This is a genomic window from Methylocystis sp. Sn-Cys, from assembly GCF_016745395.1.
Lineage (GTDB): Bacteria > Pseudomonadota > Alphaproteobacteria > Rhizobiales > Beijerinckiaceae > Methylocystis > Methylocystis iwaonis.
In genome coordinates this window covers 592,171-613,060 of the sequence record NZ_JAERVJ010000001.1, presented here as the reverse complement: position 1 = coordinate 613,060, position 20,890 = coordinate 592,171, and the positions used below count along the sequence as shown (strand labels likewise).

22 protein-coding genes are annotated in these 20,890 nt (G+C 65.1%); 8 read left to right on the top strand and 14 right to left on the bottom strand.

Annotated elements, in window-relative coordinates; translation table 11 throughout:
• Window positions 1–69 precede the first annotated feature (69 nt).
• The 6 genes from JJT62_RS02820 to JJT62_RS02795 form a co-directional block, all read right to left on the bottom strand.
• Entirely contained in the window at window positions 70–1,335 is a 1,266-nt protein-coding gene (locus JJT62_RS02820; RefSeq protein ID WP_202071150.1) for a sialidase family protein, read from the bottom strand.
• Between the two features lie 23 nt (window positions 1,336–1,358).
• Window positions 1,359–1,793 carry an energy transducer TonB gene (locus JJT62_RS02815; protein WP_202071149.1) on the bottom strand — a complete coding sequence of 145 codons (435 nt, stop codon included), beginning with the start codon at window positions 1,791–1,793 and terminating at the stop codon, window positions 1,359–1,361.
• A 53-nt stretch (window positions 1,794–1,846) separates the two neighbouring features.
• Window positions 1,847–2,560, bottom strand: coding sequence for an energy transducer TonB (locus JJT62_RS02810; protein ID WP_202071148.1), 714 nt, complete (start codon window positions 2,558–2,560; stop codon window positions 1,847–1,849).
• On the bottom strand, window positions 2,557–3,054 hold the full coding sequence (locus JJT62_RS02805; protein WP_202071147.1) for a biopolymer transporter ExbD: 498 nt from the start codon (window positions 3,052–3,054) through the stop codon (window positions 2,557–2,559). The genes JJT62_RS02810 and JJT62_RS02805 overlap by 4 nt, the downstream gene beginning before the upstream one ends.
• Entirely contained in the window at window positions 3,055–3,696 is a 642-nt protein-coding gene (locus tag JJT62_RS02800) for a MotA/TolQ/ExbB proton channel family protein (RefSeq protein WP_202071146.1), read from the bottom strand.
• Between the two features lie 154 nt (window positions 3,697–3,850).
• Window positions 3,851–4,264 (bottom strand): DUF2946 family protein, encoded by a 414-nt coding sequence (locus JJT62_RS02795; RefSeq protein ID WP_202071145.1) that lies wholly within the window; start codon window positions 4,262–4,264, stop codon window positions 3,851–3,853.
• Between the two features lie 193 nt (window positions 4,265–4,457).
• On the opposite strand from JJT62_RS02795, the gene JJT62_RS02790 reads away from it, so the two are divergent.
• Together JJT62_RS02790 and JJT62_RS02785 are read left to right on the top strand one after the other, a co-directional pair.
• The gene (locus tag JJT62_RS02790; RefSeq protein ID WP_202071144.1) at window positions 4,458–4,826 is read left to right on the top strand and encodes a hypothetical protein; all 369 of its coding nucleotides are present in this window, start codon (window positions 4,458–4,460) and stop codon (window positions 4,824–4,826) included.
• A gap of 81 nt (window positions 4,827–4,907) precedes the next feature.
• Window positions 4,908–7,505 carry a TonB-dependent receptor gene (locus JJT62_RS02785; RefSeq protein WP_202071143.1) on the top strand — a complete coding sequence of 866 codons (2,598 nt, stop codon included), beginning with the start codon at window positions 4,908–4,910 and terminating at the stop codon, window positions 7,503–7,505.
• Window positions 7,506–7,681: 176 nt separating this feature from the next.
• Here the strand turns inward: JJT62_RS02785 and JJT62_RS02780 are convergent, their stop codons facing one another.
• The 6 genes from JJT62_RS02780 to groES all read right to left on the bottom strand — a co-directional run bounded on the left by JJT62_RS02780 (window position 7,682) and on the right by groES (window position 13,185).
• Window positions 7,682–9,079, bottom strand: a complete 1,398-nt coding sequence (locus tag JJT62_RS02780) for an NAD(P)(+) transhydrogenase (Re/Si-specific) subunit beta (RefSeq protein ID WP_202071142.1) — start codon at window positions 9,077–9,079, stop codon at window positions 7,682–7,684.
• Between the two features lie 5 nt (window positions 9,080–9,084).
• Window positions 9,085–9,534 (bottom strand): NAD(P) transhydrogenase subunit alpha, encoded by a 450-nt coding sequence (locus tag JJT62_RS02775; RefSeq protein ID WP_202071141.1) that lies wholly within the window; start codon window positions 9,532–9,534, stop codon window positions 9,085–9,087.
• A gap of 31 nt (window positions 9,535–9,565) precedes the next feature.
• The gene (locus JJT62_RS02770; RefSeq protein ID WP_202071140.1) at window positions 9,566–10,699 is read right to left on the bottom strand and encodes a Re/Si-specific NAD(P)(+) transhydrogenase subunit alpha; all 1,134 of its coding nucleotides are present in this window, start codon (window positions 10,697–10,699) and stop codon (window positions 9,566–9,568) included.
• A gap of 75 nt (window positions 10,700–10,774) precedes the next feature.
• Window positions 10,775–10,921, bottom strand: a complete 147-nt coding sequence (locus JJT62_RS02765) for an aa3-type cytochrome c oxidase subunit IV (protein ID WP_202071139.1) — start codon at window positions 10,919–10,921, stop codon at window positions 10,775–10,777.
• A 296-nt stretch (window positions 10,922–11,217) separates the two neighbouring features.
• Window positions 11,218–12,852, bottom strand: a complete 1,635-nt coding sequence (gene groL / locus JJT62_RS02760) for a chaperonin GroEL (protein WP_202071138.1) — start codon at window positions 12,850–12,852, stop codon at window positions 11,218–11,220.
• 45 nt (window positions 12,853–12,897) lie between these two features.
• On the bottom strand, window positions 12,898–13,185 hold the full coding sequence (groES, locus tag JJT62_RS02755) for a co-chaperone GroES (protein ID WP_202071137.1): 288 nt from the start codon (window positions 13,183–13,185) through the stop codon (window positions 12,898–12,900).
• Between the two features lie 250 nt (window positions 13,186–13,435).
• Here groES and lspA point away from each other — a divergent pair, with 250 nt between their 5' ends.
• The 4 genes from lspA (at window position 13,436) to JJT62_RS02735 (ending at window position 17,771) form a co-directional block, all read left to right on the top strand.
• Window positions 13,436–13,951 carry a signal peptidase II gene (gene lspA, locus JJT62_RS02750; protein ID WP_283483713.1) on the top strand — a complete coding sequence of 172 codons (516 nt, stop codon included), beginning with the start codon at window positions 13,436–13,438 and terminating at the stop codon, window positions 13,949–13,951.
• Window positions 13,952–14,197: 246 nt separating this feature from the next.
• Entirely contained in the window at window positions 14,198–14,905 is a 708-nt protein-coding gene (locus JJT62_RS02745) for a hypothetical protein (RefSeq protein WP_246744657.1), read from the top strand.
• A 163-nt stretch (window positions 14,906–15,068) separates the two neighbouring features.
• Window positions 15,069–16,415, top strand: a complete 1,347-nt coding sequence (locus tag JJT62_RS02740; RefSeq protein WP_202071135.1) for a pitrilysin family protein — start codon at window positions 15,069–15,071, stop codon at window positions 16,413–16,415.
• A gap of 72 nt (window positions 16,416–16,487) precedes the next feature.
• Complete coding sequence (locus tag JJT62_RS02735) at window positions 16,488–17,771, top strand: pitrilysin family protein (protein ID WP_202071134.1); 1,284 nt, start codon at window positions 16,488–16,490, stop codon at window positions 17,769–17,771.
• A gap of 214 nt (window positions 17,772–17,985) precedes the next feature.
• On the opposite strand, the gene JJT62_RS02730 is transcribed toward JJT62_RS02735, so the two are convergent.
• Both JJT62_RS02730 and fabI read right to left on the bottom strand, forming a co-directional pair.
• Window positions 17,986–18,246: a hypothetical protein gene (locus JJT62_RS02730; protein ID WP_202071133.1), complete on the bottom strand. Its 261-nt coding sequence runs from the start codon at window positions 18,244–18,246 to the stop codon at window positions 17,986–17,988.
• 78 nt (window positions 18,247–18,324) lie between these two features.
• A complete protein-coding gene (gene fabI, locus JJT62_RS02725; protein WP_202071132.1) occupies window positions 18,325–19,185 on the bottom strand; it encodes an enoyl-ACP reductase FabI in 861 nt (286 codons plus the stop codon).
• 195 nt (window positions 19,186–19,380) lie between these two features.
• Here fabI and JJT62_RS02720 point away from each other — a divergent pair, with 195 nt between their 5' ends.
• Together JJT62_RS02720 and JJT62_RS02715 are read left to right on the top strand one after the other, a co-directional pair.
• Window positions 19,381–19,881 (top strand): sigma factor-like helix-turn-helix DNA-binding protein, encoded by a 501-nt coding sequence (locus JJT62_RS02720; protein ID WP_202071131.1) that lies wholly within the window; start codon window positions 19,381–19,383, stop codon window positions 19,879–19,881.
• A gap of 7 nt (window positions 19,882–19,888) precedes the next feature.
• Window positions 19,889–20,776, top strand: coding sequence for an anti-sigma factor (locus JJT62_RS02715; protein ID WP_202071130.1), 888 nt, complete (start codon window positions 19,889–19,891; stop codon window positions 20,774–20,776).
• Window positions 20,777–20,890 lie beyond the last annotated feature (114 nt).

Below are 20,890 nucleotides of genomic sequence, written 5' to 3'. Positions count from 1 at the left end.
GAAAGCCGCTCCTTGATTCCTGCGCGCGTCGGGAATGACAGGCGGCACGCAGATTGGCGATCACCTTCTTCATCGCACTGCGGCACTCTTCTCGTCCCGGGGAAGCGGCAGCAGGCGATAGCCCTCCTTATGCGTAACCCACGAAAGATAAGCCGCGCCCTTGTAGGCGACGAGCTCCGGATGATCCGAGGCGTCGTCGGTCTGCGCGAGGATTTTCGGCGCGCTCCAGCTTTTGCCGCCATCACGCGAGAGCTGCAGCGGGATGGTCGTCGTCGTCCCGTCGAACTCCTTCCAGACGCGATAGAGACGGCCTTTCGCCCCGAGCACGACGGGGTGGCCCGGGGCCTTGGCGTCGTCGCCGAATTTCTCGGGGCTGGAGAAGCTTTTTCCCGAATCTTCGCTATGCGCGTAGAAAAGCCCCTGCCGATTCTTGCCCTTCGTGAACCAGACCGCGTGCCATCCGCCATGGGCGTCGACGGCGAGGCTGGGGCCGTGGTGCGGGCAGGAATTGATCGCCCAATTATCGTCGGAAACGCGCCCGCCCGTCAGCGTTGCGCCATCGGCGGAAAGCTTCGCGGCGTAGTGATCGCGAACATTGCCGTCGAAGACCTGCCGCCACAGAAACACCGGCAGGCCGTCGCGATCCAGCGCCGCAGACATGCGGCAACATTCGCAGGCGTGGTCCATCAGGATTTTTTTGCCCGCAAAGCTCTGCCCCTTATCGTCCGACCAGGCGAAGGCGACGCCGCTGCCCTCGAACTCCTTGCCCTCGGCCTTGGCCTTCAGAGCGTTGGTCTTGTCGAGCCAGCCGGCGTAGAGGCGCCCCTTGGGCGTGACGACGAAAGTCTCGAAGCGCTGCCCGCCGGACGCGAGCAGCGCCTGGGGCGGGGAGAAGCTTTTGCCGCCGTCGGTCGAGCGCGCCGTGAAGATCGTGCCGATCATCTGCTTGTCGGGCCGCGTCGTATAGCTGGCGAGCAGCGTTCCGTCGTCGAGGGGAACGATCTTCGGCCGTGCGTCGCCATGGGCGTCGATGACGCCGTCGCTGACCGACGCGATCGCGACGGGCGCGGAAAAGCTTTTGGCCCCGTCCGCGGAAGAGGCGACATAGACCGTCTTTTCGATGGCGTAAGCGACCCAAAGCTTGCCCTTGGCGTCGTACGCCGGATTGACGGTCGCGGCGCAATCCGGCTTGCGTTCGGCGCAGGCCAGCGCGCTATGTCGATGCCCTTCGGCCGGCGCCGGAGCCGGCGCGCCGAGCTCGGCGTCGGCGCCGCCGCTCACGCCGAACGCGGCGGCCGATATGATAATCACGCGCGGAATGGCCATCGACCCCATGACTTCCCTCTAATGGTTTCGCTTCAGCGGAACTTGAAGGTCTGACCGACATCCATCGCGCCGCCGGGCGGGGCAGGAACGACAACCGCCGCCAGTATTTTCTTCACCATCTCGGCATGCGCCGGGCTCGTCGTCTTGTCGATCGTCACTTTCTCGATCTTGCCAGAGGCGCCGACGATGAAGCTCGCCCTCACCTCGCCCGGCCCGGAGGCGTTTTCCTCCGGCGTATGCTTGGCGATCTCGGCGTAGAGCAGACCGAGATATTTGCTCTCGGACATGCCAGAGGCGGGCTCGGGCGCCGTTTGAGGCGCGGGTTTCGGCGCGGCTGGCGCAGGCGCCGGCTTTGCCGCTGCGGCGGGAGCTGGGGCGGACGACGGCTTGGGGGCCTCCGCCCGCGCGGCGCCGGTAAGGACGAGCGCGCAAAGAAATGCGACGCGCCCGCTGAGGAGAACCTTCATGGCGTGCTTCCAACAAGAGAAGCGGCGGGCTCTTGCGAGTCCGCCGGCAAAGGTCAATGGAAGGCGAAGGCTTGGCTTACAAAGGCGGAGCCGCAGCTACCCGGACCGCGTGACGAGCCCACGATGCGCCGCGCCAGCGCCGCATGCGCCGGGGTCGAGCCGGAAGCCGAAACGCCCGAAATGCCGCCGCCGGCGTTCACATGAAAGGTCACATGGGCCGTGCCGGCGCCGAGGCTCGTCGAGCCCGGCGTATGCTGGCGCAGCGAGGCGGCGACATGGGCGAGGCAGCTCGCCTGCGACGCGCCGCTGGTGGCGCCGCCCGCATTCGGCGCGCCGGCGCGACGACGCGCCTGCGCTTCGCGGCGTTGCTCGGCGCGCTCGATTTCCTTGCGCTCTTCCTGCTTTTTCTCGAGCTTCTCGGTGTCGTCCTTTTTCACCGCGAGCGGGATCGCGTCCGGCGCCATCACGACCGGCGGCGGCAAGGCGAGGTCCGGCTGCTCGACGGCGACCGGCGGGGGCGTGTCCTCCGCAGCGCTCACTTCCTGCTGCTCGATGAAGTCGCCCTCCTGGACGAGATCCATGGAGAGCGAGTCGAGCGAGATCGTCTTGGGCGCCGGCGCGTAAAGGAAGGCCGCGAAGACAGCGATATGCGCGGCGACGATCACCGTGACGGCGACGGGGCGCAGCCACGGCGGATTGACCGGCGGCGCGCCTTCCGGCTCGTCGGGCTGGCTGGCGTAGTCGGGGCTGAGGGCGAAGTCCGTCATTTCGCCGCCCCTCCCGCCGGAGCCGGCGCGGCGGGCGCAGCAGGCGCAGCGGCTTTCGCCGCCGAGCCGGTCTTGCTGCGCGAATTGGTCATGATGGCGATATGGGTGATGCCATTCGTCGCGAGTCTGTCCATCACCGCGACGACTTCGCCATAGACCGCCTCGGTGTCGCCGCGGACATGCACGACGCGCGTGACGTCCTCGCCCATCATGGCGCGAATGCCGTCGATGAGCGCCTCCTCGGACACCGGATCGGCGCCGAGCGACACCTTGCCGTCCTTGCCGACCGTGACGACGATCGGGTCCTTCTGATTGATCGGCTGCGCGGCGCTGGCCTGAGGCAGATTGACCTTCACGCCTTTGGCGAGCAGCGGCGCGGTCACCATGAAGATGATGAGCAGCACCAGCATCACGTCGACGAGCGGCGTGACATTGATGTCGGCGAGCGGCTGATAAAGGTCGTTGTTGTTCTTGAAGCGGGTCGGGAGCGCCATTTATGCGGCCTCCTTTTGCGAACGGCGGGCGTTCGGCGCGCTGGTCATGCGCAGCGCCTCGTCCTCGATGTAATGCGCAACCTGCTGGCCGAGGCGCGAGAAGGAGGAGCCGATACGGTTATAGCCGACCGAAGCCGGAATGGCGGCGGCGAGGCCATAAGCGGTCGCGGCGAGCGCTTCCGCAATGCCCGGCGCGACAACCGCGAGGCTGGTGTCCTGCGACTGCGCAATCCCGGCGAAGCTCGTCATGATGCCCCAAACCGTGCCGAAGAGGCCGACGAAGGGCGCGACCGAGGAGATCACGGCGAGATTGGGCAGGCCGCCCTCGGCCTTGGTGAGAAATTCGCGGGCAGCGCGGCTCATATTTTCGGCAATTCGCTCACGCTTGTCGCCGGTCGTCTCATCGGGAAGATCGAGCGCGAAAGCTTCCCGGCCAGCAGCGGCGACGGGTTCGAGAAGGCCGACCGGCCCGCCCGCGCGCGCCTCCTTAGTCGCCTTGGCGATGCGAATGACGGCTGTGGCGCCTTCGATGATCAGCACCCAGGTCCAGACCGAAGCGAGAAGCAGAGCCGCCATGACGACCTTGCCGACCGGGCCGGCGTTGAGAAACATGGCGAGCGGGGAAAGCGACGTATGGTCCATAGAACTCACTCATCCTCGACGGCGCGCGCAGAGCAGCAACGGCGTCTGACATTGATTTTATTGTGATCTTGGACGCTCAAGGGCGTCTCTGACCGGCGATCTTACCCGCATGCAGCACGCGAGCCAGCGCTAGGTTCCGCCGATCGGAAAGTTTCTAAACTATAGAGGGTGGCGCTCGGGCCCCATTGATGGACGGCGACGAGCAACCGTCCCGCGCGAATGTCGCCGCCACGCTGTAGGAAACCGGCCTCTGCGCCTGCAGCGGCCGCGTCACCGGCGCGAGCCGCTCTGGCAGAACAGCCGCCGCCATGCTCGCCGCAAGACAGCACGGGCAATGATGCTTGCCGGCGTAGTCGGTCCCGGGCGCCTTGTCGCTCGCGGCGTCGGCGCGCTGCGTCATATGACGCTTGAAGCACGCGAACAGGCCTACGGCAGTTTTATCGTTGTTTTTTAATACGGTGTCAGTCGCGCCCGCGACCGCCGCGCCTGACGCGGACACGCCGAACATCAGCGCCCATACCGCAGCGATGACGATCGCTACGCGTATTCTTTCGCCGATGTCCCGCATGTGTGACATAAAAGTCTCTTAATGGATTTTTTGATTTCTGACAACGCAAGCAATCTTGGAATGCTTCTCGGCCAGCGGCAGAGTTCATTGCGTCGCGCGATCAAGGTTAACGTGATGGACCAAAATCGCGATCACGCCGTGAGGCGCCTTTTTCGCGGGCGCCTTATGGCTTCTCGGGACTGTCTGCCGGCCCATGCGTCAAAGGCTACTCGCATCGCTGATCGTCTGTGTCGCTTTGCTGACACAGCTCGGCGCATCGCTATGGGGCGCCGCCGCGGCGCGCGAGGGCTATGCGGGGTGCCACAAGCAGACGGCGATCGTTTTGGCGCCGGACGCGCGCAACGACCCGCCCGCGCCCTTCGACGCGCCAGCGCCGCATGACCACGCCTCCTGCTCTCTCTGCCAGCTTGGCTTCACGGCGATCGACAGCGACGCGCCGAGCCTGCCGGCGGGACGCCCCGCGCCCTATTGGCGTGTCTCGGCCGCCGAGTTGGCCGTCCCGCCGCGCGCCAAAATATTCAATCGAAACGCGCCCGCCCGAGCGCCGCCATTCCAGGCCTGATCCACTCCGATTAAGCGTAACGGCGCGCCGCGCCGGGATCAGACGCGCCGCCTTGTCCGGCGCGAAGAGGGAACACCAACAATGTACCGCCATTACCTCCTGCGCGGCGTCTCCGCCTGCGCTTTGACTTTCGCCGCTCTGTCGCCCGCGCAGGCGACGCATACGCTGCCGACCATCGACGTCAGCGGCCAGCATCATCATGCGCCCGCTCGCAGTTCGGCTCCTGCCCGCGCCGCCGGGCCAGTCGCCGCGCGGCCCGGCGTCGCCAGCGCGCCCGCGCCATCGCCGATCGTCTCGCGCTGGTCGCCGACCCTGCCCGACGGCCGCCCCGCCTTCGTCGAAAAGTGGCAGTTGCCGAATACGGTCGCGAGCGTCACGCGCAAGCAGATCGAACGGCAGATCAACATCGTCGATACGGAAGACGCGGTGAAATACATGCCGAGCCTTTTCGTGCGTAAACGCAATAACGGCGACACGCAGGCGGTGCTGCAGACCCGCACCTGGGGCGTCAGCTCCTCGGCGCGCAGCCTGGTCTACGCAGACGACCTTCTGCTCACCGCGCTCGTCGGCAACGACAACACCATTGGCGCGCCGCGCTGGGGCCTTGTCGCGCCGGAAGAGATCGAGCGCGTAGATTTCCTCTACGGCCCCTATGCGGCGCAATATCCGGGCAACTCGATGGGGGGCGTGCTGAAGATTACGACGCGCATGCCCGAGAAGCTGGAAGTGTCGATCAAGGACACGCTCGCGGTCCAGGATTTCTCGCAGTATGGAATGAACAAGGGCCTCGTCAACAATGTGACGAGCTTCTTCGCCGGCGATCGCATAGGCGACCTGTCCTGGACGATCTCAGGCAATTGGCAGCGCGGCTCGCAGCAGCCGCTCACCTATGTGACCTCGCCCAATTTCTACCCCAACGCCTATCTGGCGACGAACGTCTATGGGACGACCTTCGCCAATGTGATCGGCTCGACCGGCAATCTGGCGAATGATCAGGTGAATGCGAAACTCAAGCTCGCCTATGACTTCAGCCAGACGATCCGAGGCACTTACACTTTCGGCTTTTGGTCGAATGACGGGACATCGATTCCCGAGAATTACCTTTTCTCCGGATACGGCCCGGTTTGGGGCGTGACGACCGCGGGCCGGGGCTTGAACAACACCGCGCTGCAAAATTTTGCGACTCAGGGCTATTACCGAATCCAGGAAAAGATCATGGTCAACGCGGCCGCGATCCGATCCAACAGCGGCGGCCCTTTCGATTTTGAAGTCTCGGCCTCCAACTTCACCTATCTGCAGTCCGATCAGGTCTCGCCCTGGTCAGCCGCCATTCCCTTCGGCGGCTACACGCAGACAGGCCGCAACACGGTGTTCACCGGCACCTATTGGACGCTCTTCGATATGAAGGGCATTGTTCGCCCCCCCGAAGGGCTGTTGCAGGGCCACGACATCAGCTTCGGCTTGCATGGCGACCAATTCCACCTCAACAATCCTGTGTGGCTGACGGCGAACTGGCCCTCCGGCACGGCCGCGAGCACCGGCGCGGCGGTTTCGATCGCGCAGGGCACGACCCGCACCCAGGCGCTCTGGTTTCAGGACGCCTTCCCGATTGCGCATAATCTGAAGCTCACCGCCGGCTTACGCGGCGAGCATTGGACGGCCTCGGAGGGCTACAATCAGCAGGCCGGCGTCAATAATTTCGGCACCAATCTCACTGGCAATCCGCTAGGTTGGCTCCCGATCTACCAGCCGAACCTGTACAGCACGCGCTTCTCGCCGAAGGGGACGCTCGAATATATCGTCGACGACAAATGGACGATCAGGGGATCAGTCGGCATGGCTAATCGCTTCCCGACGGTGCGCGAGCTCTATAATCTCGCAACCGTGGGGGTGAACGGCGTTGCGACCAACCCCAACCCCAATCTGCGGCCTGAGTCGGCCCTCAGTAAAGAATTAACGGTCGAGCGGAAGCTTGGCCTGGACGGTCTTGCGCGAGTCTCGTTCTTCGACGAAGAGGTGCGCGACGCCATCATCAACCAGCTGACCTTCTCGCCTGGCACGAACATTCCCACGCAGGCGCCAACAAATGTTCAGCGCATCCGCAACAGCGGCGTCGAAGTCGCCTTCCAGAAGGACAATTTTGGCTTCAAGGGGCTGGAGGTGCTGGGCAGCGCAACATGGCTCAATGCGCGGATCATCTCCAATCCGACCTGGGCGCCGAGCGTCGCCAATTTTGAATACCCCTGGGCAATCTCGGTCGCAGGCAAGACTGTGCCAAATGTTCCCGAGTGGCGCGGGACATTAGCTTTCACCTACCGTCCCGACGACCAATGGGCCTTCACACTCGCAGGCCGCTACCAAAGCAAGATGTGGCGCACCATGGCCAATAACGACCGCGCCTATGGCATATATCAGGCTTTCGATCCTTTCTTTGTCGTCGACACAAAGGTCAACTACAAGTGGAGCGAGCGGCTGTCCTTCGACTTCGGCATCGACAACATCGGGAACTACAGATATTTCCTGTTCCATCCCTTCCCGCAGCGAACCTTCTATTTCGCCGCGAAGTATGACTACGGCGCCGCCAAGCATCCCGAGCGGGGAATCTTTTATGCGGGGAATGAGAGCGGCCTGCCCGACGTGAGGAACTGGTTCCAACCGGTCGCTTTCTCGATCGATTGATCGAGAAGGCTGAAAGAGAGAGAGCCCCGGGAGAAAGACTCCCGGGGTTTTTCGTTTTTTGACCCGCTGCTTATTGCCGACTGCGGCAGATCGAAGGCTTGGCCGGGATGTCGAGGAGCAAAAATCCTCCGCGCAGCTTCCGGAAAAGCCAACGTCGGGGAAATCATCGTTCCCTCTTAATGCGCCAGCGCTTTGACGATCGCCTCCACGGTCTTTTTCGCGTCTCCGAAAAGCATCATCGTGTTGGGCCGGAAGAACAGCTCGTTCTCCACTCCCGCATAGCCTGAGCCCATGCCGCGCTTGAGGAAAAGCACCGTCTTCGCCCGTTCGACGTCGAGGATCGGCATCCCGTAGATGGGCGACGCTTTGTCCGTCTTCGCCGCGGGGTTCGTCACGTCATTGGCGCCGATGACGAAAGCCACGTCCGCCTGGGCGAATTGAGAGTTGATGTCGTCGAGCTCGAAGACTTCGTCATAAGGCACATTGGCTTCGGCCAGCAGCACATTCATATGGCCCGGCATGCGGCCCGCGACGGGATGGATGGCGTAGCTGACGTCCACGCCTTCCTTCTTCAGCAAATCCGCCATCTCGCGCAGCGCATGCTGGGCCTGCGCCACCGCCATGCCATAACCCGGCACGATGACGATCTTGCCCGAGTTCTGCATGATATAGGCGGCGTCCTCGGGCGAACCTTGCTTGACGTTGCGCGTCTCCTTGGCGCCGCTCGGCCCCGCCGTCTCGCCGCCGAAACCGCCGAGAATCACGGAGATGAAGCTGCGGTTCATCCCCTTGCACATGATGTAGGAAAGGATCGCGCCCGACGAGCCGACGAGCGCGCCCGTAACGATGAGCGCGAGATTGCCGAGCGTGAAACCAATGCCCGCCGCCGCCCATCCCGAATAGGAGTTGAGCATGGAGACGACGACCGGCATATCGGCGCCGCCGATCGGGATGATGAGCGTGACGCCGAGCGCCAGCGAGACGAGAATGAGCAGAAAGAACCAGAAGCCCGACTCTGTCGTCACGAACAGCAGGATCAGCGCCGCCAGCGCCGCGCCGAGCATGATGTTGATCGTGTGACGTTCGGGCAGCAGGATCGGCTTGCCGCTCATGCGCTCGGAAAGCTTGAGAAAGGCGATGATCGAGCCCGTGAAGGTGATCGCGCCGATCGCCGCGCCGAGCGACATTTCGAACAGGCTCCCGCCTTCGATATGCCCTGCCTGGCCGATGCCGAAAGCCTGCGGCGCGAAAAAGGCGCTGCCTGCGACGAGCACGGCGGCAAGGCCGACGAGCGAATGGAAGAAGGCGACAAGCTCCGGCATCGCCGTCATCGGAATGCGCTGCGCCACATAGGCGCCCGCGCCGCCGCCGGCCGCTGCGCCGACGATGATCAGCACAAAGCCGAAGAGCGGCGGCAGATGGAGCAGCAATGTCGTCGCGACCGCGACCGCCATGCCGATCATGCCGTAGCGATTGCCCTGGCGGGACGTCGCGGGAGACGAAAGCCCGCGCAAGGCCAGAATAAAAAGCACGCCGGCGGCGAGATAAAGGAGGGCTGAGAGATTGGCGCTCATTTGCGTCAGCCCTTCTTTTTATACATGGAGAGCATGCGTTCGGTGACGAGGAAGCCGCCGAATATGTTCACGCTCGCGAGTATCAGCGCGATGAAGCCGAACCATCTTGCGACGCCGGCGCCGTCGTCGCTCGCGCCCGACGGCTCGACGCCGACGGAGAGCAGCGCGCCGACGACGATCACGGAGGAGATGGCGTTCGTCACCGACATCAGCGGCGTATGCAAGGCCGGCGTCACCGACCAGACAACATAGTAGCCGACGAACACCGCCATAACGAAAATCGCGAGGCGGAAGACGACCGGGTCGACCGCGCCGCCGCCCAATCCATGCGCGCTGATCGCCGCCGCCGTTTGTGACAGTTGGTCGGAGTAGTGCTGCGCCTGATCCGCCAGTTGGCGCGCGGCTTCCGCCGCCGCCCGCGCCTTTTCGAGCAATTGCTGCGTTGAATCGGTCATTATTGCGCTCCTTGTTGGAAGGATGCTGCGTTCAGGCCTGTTTGAATCTTGCGTCGACGACCGCGCCGTCGCGCGTGAGCGCGGTGGCTTTCACGAGTTCGTCGTCCCAATCGATGGCGAGCTGCTTCGTCTCCTTGGAAATCAGCGTCTCGACGAAGGCGAGCAAATTTTTGGCGTAGAGGCTGGAGGCAGTCGGCGCCATACGGCCCGCGAGATTGAGCGCGCCGACGATCTTCACGCCATTCTCCACGGCGGTCGCGCCGGGCTTGGTCAATTCGCAATTGCCCCCGCGCTCGGCGGCAAGATCGACGATGACCGAGCCTGTGCGCATGGACCGCACCATTTCGGCCGAAACGAGCTTCGGCGCCGGTCGGCCAGGGATGAGCGCGGTCGTGATGACCACATCCTGCTTGGCGATGTGGCTCGCGGTGAGCTCCGCCTGCGCGGCCTGATAGTCCTTCGACATCTCCTTGGCGTAGCCGCCCGCCGTCTGAGCCTGCTGGAATTCCTCGTTCTCGACCGCAAGAAATTTCGCGCCGAGCGACTCGACCTGTTCTTTCGTCGCCGGGCGCACATCGGTCGCCGTCACAATGGCGCCCAGCCGGCGCGCCGTGGCGATGGCCTGGAGCCCCGCGACGCCGACGCCCATGATGAAGACCTTCGCGGCCGGAACGGTGCCGGCGGCCGTCATCATCATCGGGAAGGAGCGGCCATATTCGGCCGCCGCCTCGATGACGGCGCGATAGCCGGCGAGATTGGCCTGCGACGACAGCACGTCCATGGATTGCGCGCGGGTGATGCGCGGCATGAACTCCATGGCGAAGGCGATCACGCCCGCCTTGGCGAGACCGGCGAGCGCCGCCTCGTTGCCGAACGGATCCATGATGCAGATGAGGGCAAGATTTTGCTTGGCGCCGGCCAGCTCGGCGGCCGAAGGGCGGCGCACGCGGAGCAGAATATCGGCGCCCGCAAGGGTCGTCGCCGGCTCGGCGCCGATCTTGGCGCCTGCCGCGGCGTATTCGGCGTCGGAAACGCCCGCCCCGGCGCCGGCCCCGGATTGAACCGCGACCTCGGCGCCGAGTGAGACGAATTTCTTGACGGTTTCCGGCGTCGCCGCGACGCGCGGCTCAGCTTTGTCCGACTCGGCCAATACGGCAATGCGCATGACGACCTCCGGCTGTTGCGAACCGTCGCCGTCATGGTGGCCCCTGACGGCTGGCGTGAGGGGCTTGGGCTTTTCTTAGCGCGCGAAGAGCACGTAGAGGAGGACGAGGGTTATCGCCGACCCGGCCGCGGAGAATTTCAGCAGCCAGAGGAAACCATTGTAGGTCTTTTCGTGTTCAGCCCAGTCCGCGTCGGTGGACGCCGACCCGCGATTGCTCGCCATCGGAATGCTCCCAAATTTTAAGTTTGCCGCGCGAACAGAACCGCCGCGCGTGAAGGGGATGCTAACCGAGCCTCGACGATCCCGCAACGTCTCGCCGCCGCGCGCTTTCGTCGCTGCCTGCCGCAGCTTATGCGTGCGCCGTCATTGCGAGGAGCGCCGCGACGAAGCAACCCGGCGCCCCGATGTGGCTCTGGATTGCTTCGCTTCGCTCGCAAGGACGGGCGCCGGGGCCGGCCCAAAAAAGAAAAGCCCCGAGGTTTCCCCCGGGGCTCTCCAATCTCTCTGACCGACCGGACTTAGAAGTCCATGCCGCCCATGCCGCCGCCCGGCATCGCCGGCGCGGATTCCTTCTTCGGCTGCTCGGTGATCGTCGCCTCGGTGGTGATGATCAGGCCGGCGATCGACGCGGCGTCCTGCAGCGCGGTGCGCACGACCTTGGTCGGGTCGATGATGCCGAGCTTCACGAGATCGCCATACTCGCCCTTCTGGGCGTCGAAGCCGAAGGCGTAGTCGGCCGACTCGAGCAGCTTGCCGACCACGACGGCGCCGTCGCCGCCGGCGTTGTCGACGATCTGGCGCGCCGGGGCCTGAATGGCCTTGCGCACGATCTCGACGCCGGTCTTCTGGTCGCCATTCGCCGTGGCCACGCCGTCGAGCGCCTTGATGGCGCGCAGCAGAGCCACGCCGCCGCCGGGCGAGACGCCTTCTTCGACGGCCGCGCGGGTCGCGTTGAGGGCGTCGTCGACGCGGTCCTTCTTCTCCTTGACCTCGACTTCCGTCGCGCCGCCGACGCGGATCACCGCGACGCCGCCCGCGAGCTTGGCGAGACGCTCCTGGAGCTTCTCACGATCGTAGTCGGAGCTGGTCTCCTCGATCTGACCCTTGATCTGGCCGATGCGCGCCTCGATGTCGGCCTTCTCGCCGGCGCCGTCGATGATCGTGGTGTTCTCCTTCTCGATGCGCACGCGCTTGGCGCGGCCGAGCATGGGGAGCGTCACGTTCTCGAGCTTGATGCCGAGGTCCTCGGCGATCATCTGGCCGCCCGTGAGGATGGCGATGTCTTCGAGCATGGCCTTGCGGCGATCGCCGAAGCCCGGCGCCTTCACGGCCGCGATCTTCAGGCCGCCGCGCAGCTTGTTGACGACGAGCGTGGCGAGCGCCTCGCCCTCGATGTCCTCGGCGACGATGACGAGCGGCTTGCCGGTCTGAACGACAGACTCGAGGATCGGCAGCAGCGGCTGCAGCGTCGACAGCTTCTTCTCGTGGATGAGAATGTAAGCGTCGTCGAGCTCGGCGATCATCTTCTCGGCGTTGGTGATGAAATACGGCGAGAGATAGCCGCGGTCGAACTGCATGCCTTCGACGATGTCGGTCTCGGTCTCGAGGCTCTTGGCCTCCTCCACCGTGATCACGCCCTCATTGCCGACCTTCTGCATGGCCTTGGCGATTTCTTCGCCGATGAAGCGGTCGCCGTTCGCCGAGATGGTGCCGACCTGGGCGATCTCGTCGTTGGAGGTGACCTTCTTCGAGTTCTTCTTGAGGTCGCCGACAATGGCCTCGACCGCGAGGTCGATGCCGCGCTTCAGGTCCATCGGGTTGAGGCCGGCGGCCACAGCCTTGACGCCTTCCTTGGCGATCGAGGCGGCGAGCACGGTGGCGGTGGTGGTGCCGTCGCCGGCGATGTCGTTCTGCTTGGAGGCGACCTCACGAACGAGCTGGGCGCCGAGATTCTCGAACTTGTCGGAAAGCTCGATCTCCTTGGCGACGGTCACGCCGTCCTTGGTGATGCGCGGCGCGCCGAAGGACTTCTCGATGACGACATTGCGGCCCTTGGGGCCGAGGGTCACCTTGACGGCGTTGGCGAGAATGTCGACGCCGCGCAGAATGCGGTCGCGCGCGTCGGTGGAGAAACGGACGTCTTTGGCAGCCATTTTAAAACTCCTGAATGGGTTGGAAGCGGTTCGGGTCTTGCCGAGTTATTCGACGATGCCGAGAATGTCGCTTTCCTTCATGATCAACAGGTCGTCGCCGTCGATCTTGACCTCGGTGCCGGACCACTTGCCGAACAGAACGCGGTCGCCGGCCTTCACGTCGAGGGGAACGAGCTTGCCGCTCTCGTCGCGAGCGCCGGGGCCAACCGAAATCACCTTGCCCTCCTGGGGCTTTTCCTTGGCGGAGTCGGGAATAATGATGCCGCCTTTGGTCTTCTCTTCGCCTTCGATGCGCTTGACCACGATGCGGTCGTGCAGGGGACGGAACGCCATTGCAATGTCTTCCTTTTCTGCGCGTCGGGCAGGAAATTCCGCCCGTCGCAAGCCATAAGCGAAATTATTGGCACTCTCTTACGACGAGTGCCAACGCGCGATGAGATAGGTTGCGGCCGCGCGGATGTCAAGATTTTTGCGGCGCCGCAACCGGGCAGTCGGCTAGCCGCGACGCCGCCGGGAAGATATGAATAGGCCAAGCCGCCGAGCGGCGTTCCCGCAATCCGCAGAGTCGCCACACAGAGTCGCCGTGCCGCCCTTCCTCACGCCGCCCCGCATTCTCGGCCTCCTCGCCGCCCTCGCGGCGGCGCTCGCCGATCAGGCCCATAAATATTGGATGCTCGACGTCTTCGGCATCGGCGCGCGGCAGCCGATCACGCTGACGCCCTTCCTCGACGTCGTGCTCTCGTGGAACTACGGCGTCTCCTATTCGCTCTTTCAGGCGCATGAGGGCGTCGGACGCGCGCTGCTCCTCGCCGGGCAAGGCGTCATCGTCGCCGGCCTTATCTGGTGGCTCTGGCGGGCCCAAAGCCGGCTGTTGACGCTCGCGATCGGCCTCGTCGTCGGCGGGGCGCTGGGCAACGCGGCCGATCGCCTCGCGCGCGGCGCGGTCGCGGATTTCTTCTATTTCCATACGACGCTCCCGGTGGGGCCGCTCGCCAATTACGTCTTCAACGTCGCCGACGTCGCTATTACGGCAGGAGTCGCGATGCTGCTTTTTGAAACCCTTTTCTCGGAGTCGCCGCCTGCGGAAGGCGCGGCCTAGCGCGCTTCCGCTCGCGAGCGATGAGAAAGCGCGCAGATTCCAAAGCTGGAGCGCATTCTTTTCGCAAAAGTCTGTCAACTTTTGTGGAATGCGCTCTGCGAAGGTTCGAGCGCGCGCCGAAACGCCCCAGTTGCGCGGCCGCCACTAAATCGCCAATAAGTGGGACGCAATCTGCGCCTTTGAGGCGTATTCACGCGGCTGGCGGGGGCGTTTCACGCGCGCCGGCGTTCTGGGCAAGGAGTTGGAATGATGAAGCTCGCACGATCCCGGGGTCGCGCCCTCCTCGCGCTCGCCGGTCTCGCAGCCGCCTATGGCGCGCCGGCCCAGGCAGCGGACGATAAATCGACCATCAGCGCGGTCATGGAGCTTGTCGGGGTTTCCTCGGACCCGAACGCGTCAAAGATCGACTACAACGAGCGCCCCAAACTGGTTCTGCCGCCGCGCATCGGCGACTTGCCGGCTCCGCAGGAGAAGACGAACCGCCCGGATGGCTGGCCGACCGATGTTGCGGCCGCGCGCCGCCGCAACACCGACCGCTACGCAAAGATCCCGAACGCCCCGCCGGAGGAGAAGAAGCCAGGCCTTTTGGACCGGATTCGCGGCCCCAAGCCGGATTACGCGCCTGGCACGGATGATGAGCCCGGCTTCCTGCAGATGGCGCTCAGCGCACGCTCGCGATCGTCCGGGCCGATGACGGAGGAGCCGGCGCGCCGCATGCTGACAGAGCCGCCCACGGGCTATCGCCGCCCCACGATGGACCTCGCCCGGGTTCGCGACTCGGACGGCGGGAAAAGCTCCTCCTGGTGGAATCCCTTGAGCTATTTGGGGGGCGACAGGAACGAGAGCGATCCCGTCGCCCAGACCGCAGGCACGGCGCCTACACAGAAACCGACGGCCAGCAGCGGCGGGTTCTCCAGCATGATGCCGAGTTTCCTCAGAGGCTCCGACAACTAAATTTTTGGGGTCTATATTGGAAAGCAGGTCTTCCGCTTCCAGAAAGGCCGACTCCCGCAAGGAGCCGGCCAAGGATTGAGTTCCGGCGAGGGTCTTTTGGGCCTATATAGGAGATAATGTTCTCCAGCTTCGGGCGGCCACGCGCCGCCAGAAAGGCCCTTCGATGTCGTCTTCCTCTGCGTCGCCGACCGTAGCGCTCACCCCGGGCGCGGCCGGCGACTCGGCGCATGCCGGCGCCAATATTTCCCATTTCAAGCTCGATAATGGTCTCGAAGTCGTCGTCATTCCGGATGTGCGCACGCCCGTCGTGACGCATATGGTCTGGTACAAGAACGGCTCGGCCGACGATCCGCTCGGCAAATCCGGCATCGCCCATTTTCTCGAACATTTGATGTTCAAGGGCACCAAGAGCCATCCGCAGGGCGAATTCTCCAATCTCGTCGCCGAGCTCGGCGGCCAGGAGAACGCCTTCACCAGCTATGATTACACCGCTTATTTCCAGCGCATCGGCAAGGAGCATCTCGGCGCCCTGATGGGGTTCGAGGCCGACCGCATGTCCAATCTCGTCCTGACCGACGAGGTGGTGACGCCCGAGCGTGACGTCGTGCTGGAAGAGCGCCGTATGCGCACCGACAACGACCCGTCTTCCCAGCTCGACGAGGCCGTGCAGGCGGCGCTCTACGCCCACCACCCCTATGGCACGCCGATCATCGGCTGGAACCATGAGATCGAGAGCCTGAACCGCGAGGATGCGCTCGCCTATTACACCCGCTTCTACACGCCCGAGAACGCCATCCTCATCGTCGCGGGCGACATAGATGCGGAGGAGGTCGGGCGGCTCGCCAGGGAAACCTACGGGAAAATTCCGGCGCGCGCCGAGCCGCCGCGCCGCAACCGCACCAAGGAGCCGCCGCATCGCGCGCATCGGCTCGTGTCGCTCTCCGACGAGAAGGTCGAGCAGCCCGCGCATGAGCGCGTTTTCCTCGTGCCCTCCTACACGACCGCCGCGCCCGGCGAGGCCGAGGCGATCGAGACGCTCGCCCATATGCTCGGCGGCGGCGCCACCAGCGCGCTCTACGAAACGCTCGTCGTCGACGAAAAATATGCCGTCGGCGCCGGCGCCTATTATCTCGGCTCCGCCGTCGACGACTCGCGGCTGTGGGTCTACGCCACCCCGGCGCCGGGCGTTTCGCTCGAGGACCTCGACGAGGCGATCGACCGTGTGATCAAGCGCTTCACCGAAAAGCCGATCGACGAAGCGCATCTGCGGCGCGCCAAGACGCGGCTCGTCGCCGACGCCATTTATGCGCAGGACAGCCAGGCCTCGCTCGCCCGCTGGTATGGCGAAGCGCTGGCCACGGGGCTGACCATCGAGGACGTCGCCGCCTGGCCGGAGCGGATGGAGGCCGTCACCGCCGCCGACGTCACCGCCGCAGCGAAGAAATGGCTCGACAAGCGCCGCGCCGTCACGGGCTTCCTGCTGCCGGCGGAAGAAGACGAAGTCGCCTGAGCCCGAAGCCGCCTGAGCCCATTGAGGCCGGCGCCCGGCGCACCGGCCATTCTCTTTCTCTTAGGATTCCGCATGACCGCCCACGCACCCGCCGTCTCCATGGCCTCGCGCGCCGAGCATGTGCAGCGCATCGTCACGCCCGGCGGCGTCACCGCCTGGCTCGTCGAAAGCTACGCCGTGCCGCTCGTCGCTCTGGAATTCTCGTTGCGCGGCGGCGCCGCCCAGGACCCTGCCGACAAGCCGGGCCTCGCGACATTGCTCGCCGGGCTCCTCGACGAAGGCGCGGGGCCCTATGACGCGCGCGGCTTCCACCGCGCCGTGGACGAGCTCGCCATTCACTTGGGCTTCGGCGCCGACCGGGACTCGATCTCGGGGCATCTGCAGACGCTCGCAAAGAACACCGACAAGGCCTTCGCGCTTTTGAAACTGGCGCTCGTCGACGCGCATCTCGCCGAGGCCGACGTCGCGCGCGTGCGCAGCCAGCTCGTCGCCGAATTGAAGCGCGACGCAAATGAGCCGGACTCCATGGCGGCCAAAGCCTTCCGCGAAGCGGCCTTCCCCGAGCATCCCTATGGCCGCCCGGCGCGCGGCGAGCTTTCCTCGATCGAAAGCCTGTCGCGGCCGGATTTGCTCGCCCTACAGCAAAGGCTGTTCGCCAAAAAGGACCTCAAGATCGCGGTCGTCGGCGCCATCGACGCCCAGACCCTCTCGGAGCATCTGGACGCGACCTTCGGCGCCCTGGCGACGGAAAACGACCTCGCGGACGTCGCGCCGATCACGCTCGCCGGCGTCGGCTCGCGCCAAATCGTGACGCTCGACATCCCCCAAACCACGATCCGCTTCGGCCGACCGGGCGTCACCAAGCGCGATCCCGACTATTTCGCCACCGTGGTCGCGAACCACATTCTCGGCGGCGGCTCGTTCACCGCGCGGCTCTTCCGCGAGGTGCGCGAGAAGCGCGGCATGGCCTATAGCGTCTATTCGCAGCTCAACGAATATGACCGCTGCCCGATGCTGATTGGCGCCGCCGCCACCAAGAACGAGCGCGCCGGCGAAGCTTTGCGGATCATCGAAGAGGAAGTGCGCCGCTTCGCGGAAGAAGGCCCGACCGAGGATGAGCTCGACAAGGCGAAGAAATACCTCATCGGCTCCTATGCGCTGCGCTTCGACACTTCGACGAAGATCGCCAGCCAGCTCGTGCATCTGCAGATGGACGGCTTCGAGCCGAGCTATCTCGACGAACGCAACGGCAAAATCGCGGCTGTCGGCATGGAGGAGTGCAAGCGCGCGGCGAAGAAGCTCTTCGGCGACGGCGGGCTGCTGGTGGCGATGGTGGGGCGGCCGGAGGGGGTGTGAGGGCGCGCCTTCACAAGCATCGACCTAAGGCGTTATACCGTTTCCGTTTGAATAGCTCGGATTGGGGCTTGTCATTCCCGACGGGCCGAAGGCCCGATCGGGAATCCAGAGCCACAAAAGCGCTGGTTTGGCTCTGGATTCCCGATCGCTCGCTGCGCGAGCGGAATAAAGGCGGCGTCTGCGTCAGCCGTAGATGTAACGAGTATCCGCGCCACTATCCACGTAGCGCGGCAAGACGCGCTGCGTTCCGCGCCCTATGCTCATCAAGAGTCAGAACGTCGCCACGGGCGACCGCCGCGCGGGCCTCGTCGACCAAAGGCTTCGCCCACGCCATGTCGTCTTCATAGACTGTCGCCAACTCGGCAATGCGCTGGTCGATGAGCAGGCGGGCGGCCTCCTCGACCGACGCGAACTCGCCGGTCGCGACATGCGCCTCGAGCCATGCTTCCTGATCGCGCGTGAGCGTAATCGACATAGGCTCTTATATCACAAAAAGCCGCTATTTGGAGCTAGCCAAAGGAGCCCGCGACGAGCGCGGGCATGGCCCGACCCCTTACTTCACATCCTGCGGCAACAGCGCCAGCAAATCCGCCATCTTCGGCGCAGCAGACGGGTTCATCATGCCGACGACATGATAGCCGGCGTCGACATGCAGGATTTCGCCCGAGACGCCGCGCGACATTGGCGACAGCAGATAAACCGCGCTCTCGCCCACTTCCTCGATTGTCACGACGCGGCGCAGCGGCGAGTTGTATTCGTTCCAGCGCAGAATGTAGCGGAAGTCGCCGATGCCCGAGGCCGCCATGGTCTTGATCGGGCCGGCGGAGATGGCGTTGACGCGGATGTTCTTGGCGCCGAGATCGGCGGCGAGATAGCGCACCGACGCCTCCAACCCCGCCTTGGCGACGCCCATCACGTTATAATGCGGCATCCATTTCTCGGCGCCGTAATAAGAGAGCGTCAGCAGCGAGCCGCCTTCCGGCATCAGCTTTTCGGCGCGCTGGGCGATGGCCGTGAAGCTGTAGCAGGAGATGTTCATCGACATCAGGAAGTTGTCGAGGGTGGTGTCGACGTAGCGGCCGTCGAGCTGGTCCTTGTCGGAATAGGCGAGGCAGTGGACGACGAAATCGACCTTGCCCCAGAGCTTCTCGACCTCGGCGAAGATTTCGTCGATCGTCTCCGGCTGAGCGACGTCGCAGCGCCCGACGACATGGGCGCCAAGCTCGGCGGCGAGCGGGCGCACGCGCTTCTCCAACGCTTCCACCTGATAGGTCAGCGCGAGCTCGGCGCCGGCCTGCGCGCAGGCCTTGGCGATGCCCCAGGCGATCGAGCGATTATTGGCGACGCCCAGGATAAGGCCTTTCTTTCCGGCGAGAATTCCAGCGAAAGGGGCGGGCGCGGCTTGGTCGGTCATCGGGGGCGTCCATTTCAGGTGCAAATAGGTCGAAGCGCCCTTTAGCGTGGATTTTCCACAAAGGAAACCCTGACCGCAGCAGCCGTTCCGTCCGCAAAAATGCTATAATGCGCCCATAGCCATTTGTGGCGCGTTGACCTATCATCCCATAGGAAACGCCACTAATGGCGCTGGTCAAGCCTAACAGGGCCACGGATGGGGAAGAAAGCCGAGATCCTGGAGCGGCTGGGAGGCATAGCGCCTGCCCTGCGCCGATATTCGCGGGCGCTTTGCGCCGGCGCCGGCCATACGCTTTCCGACGAACTCGTGCAAAGCGCATTGCAGAACGTCGGCGCCCGTATCCGCGCCAGGGAGCTGCGCCCCGCCGATCTCCAGGAGGCACGACTCGAAGCCTACGCCGCGCTCACCGCTTCGGCTGGCAAGCGTCTGACGGACGCCTCACGCCCGACCCCGCGTCATCCGCCGATCGTCCACGGCCTCGCAGAGCTTTCCCTCGATGATCGCGCGGCCCTGCTCCTCGTCTCTCTCGAAGGGATGGGGTACGAGGCCGCTGCGCGCGTTCTCGGCATAAGGCGGGAAGCGCTGCTCGCCCAGCTCATGCGCGCCCGGGCGAAGCTTGGCGTCGTGGGCCTGCCGCCAGCGGACGCCGAGAGCGGCGCGCGCCGCGCCGCCTCGCATCTGCGCATCGTGAAATAGGCGCCGCTTGCCCGCTTCCACCATCATTGGCGAGGCCGACCTCCACGCTTTGGTCGACGGCGAGCTCGACGCCGAGCGCCGCCGCAAGGTCGAGGACCACCTCCTCACGCATCCCGCAGACGCCGCCCTCGTCGAGGGGTGGCGACGCCAAAACGCGGCGCTGCGCGCAGCCTTCGAACCGGCGGCGCTGGAGATGTTGCCGCTGTCGCTCAAAGACGCCGCGACCCGCACGCATGCGCCTCAGCAAGGGCCAATCGAGACCGGCGCCATCCATTGGGGGCGGCCGGGCGCCTCGCGCCCCTCCCAGCGGCTCGACGAAATCCGCGCCAGCCGCCGGCGGCAGGCGGCGCTCTCCACTGTTTTGACCCTGCTCGCCGGCGCGGCGGTGGCCGGCCTCGCCGCGCTCGTCTTCGCCGGTCGCAACGAAGCGCCGCGTCCGCCGGTTTCGGCAGTTCTCACCCAAAGCTACGCCGGTCGCGCCAGCCTGACCTATGCGACCTATGCCTCCGACGCCCGCCCGGTCGAGATCGACGTCTCCCGGAAAGGCGAGCTTGTCGCCTGGCTGGCCGAGCGCGTCGGTTTCTCCCGTCCGCCCAATCTCGCCGGGCTCGGCCTGCGCCTCATCGGCGGGCGCGTCTTGCCGGGCGTCGCCGCGCCCGCGGGCCTGCTGATCTATGAGCGCGCCAACGGCGCCCGCCTCGGGCTTTATTTCGAGCGCGCCGAGGCGGCGGGCGCGCCGCTCGCGCCGCGCGCAGCGCAGGGGGTCACGGCGATCGAATGGCGCGCCGGCGGCTTCGCCTTCGTCCTCGTCGGGCCGCTCGCCCAGGAGGAGATGCAGGCCGCCGCGGAGAGCGCCGCCACCGCGATCGCCGCCGCCCCGGACGAAAAGCGCTAGCCTGGCGCGTGGCGCCCTAGAGTCCGCCTCGGATTAGTGCTAGGTGCAGCCGCGATTCATCTCCCATGATCGCTCGGGCGCCTCTATGCGCGCAAAGCGGAATTCTCTAAAACC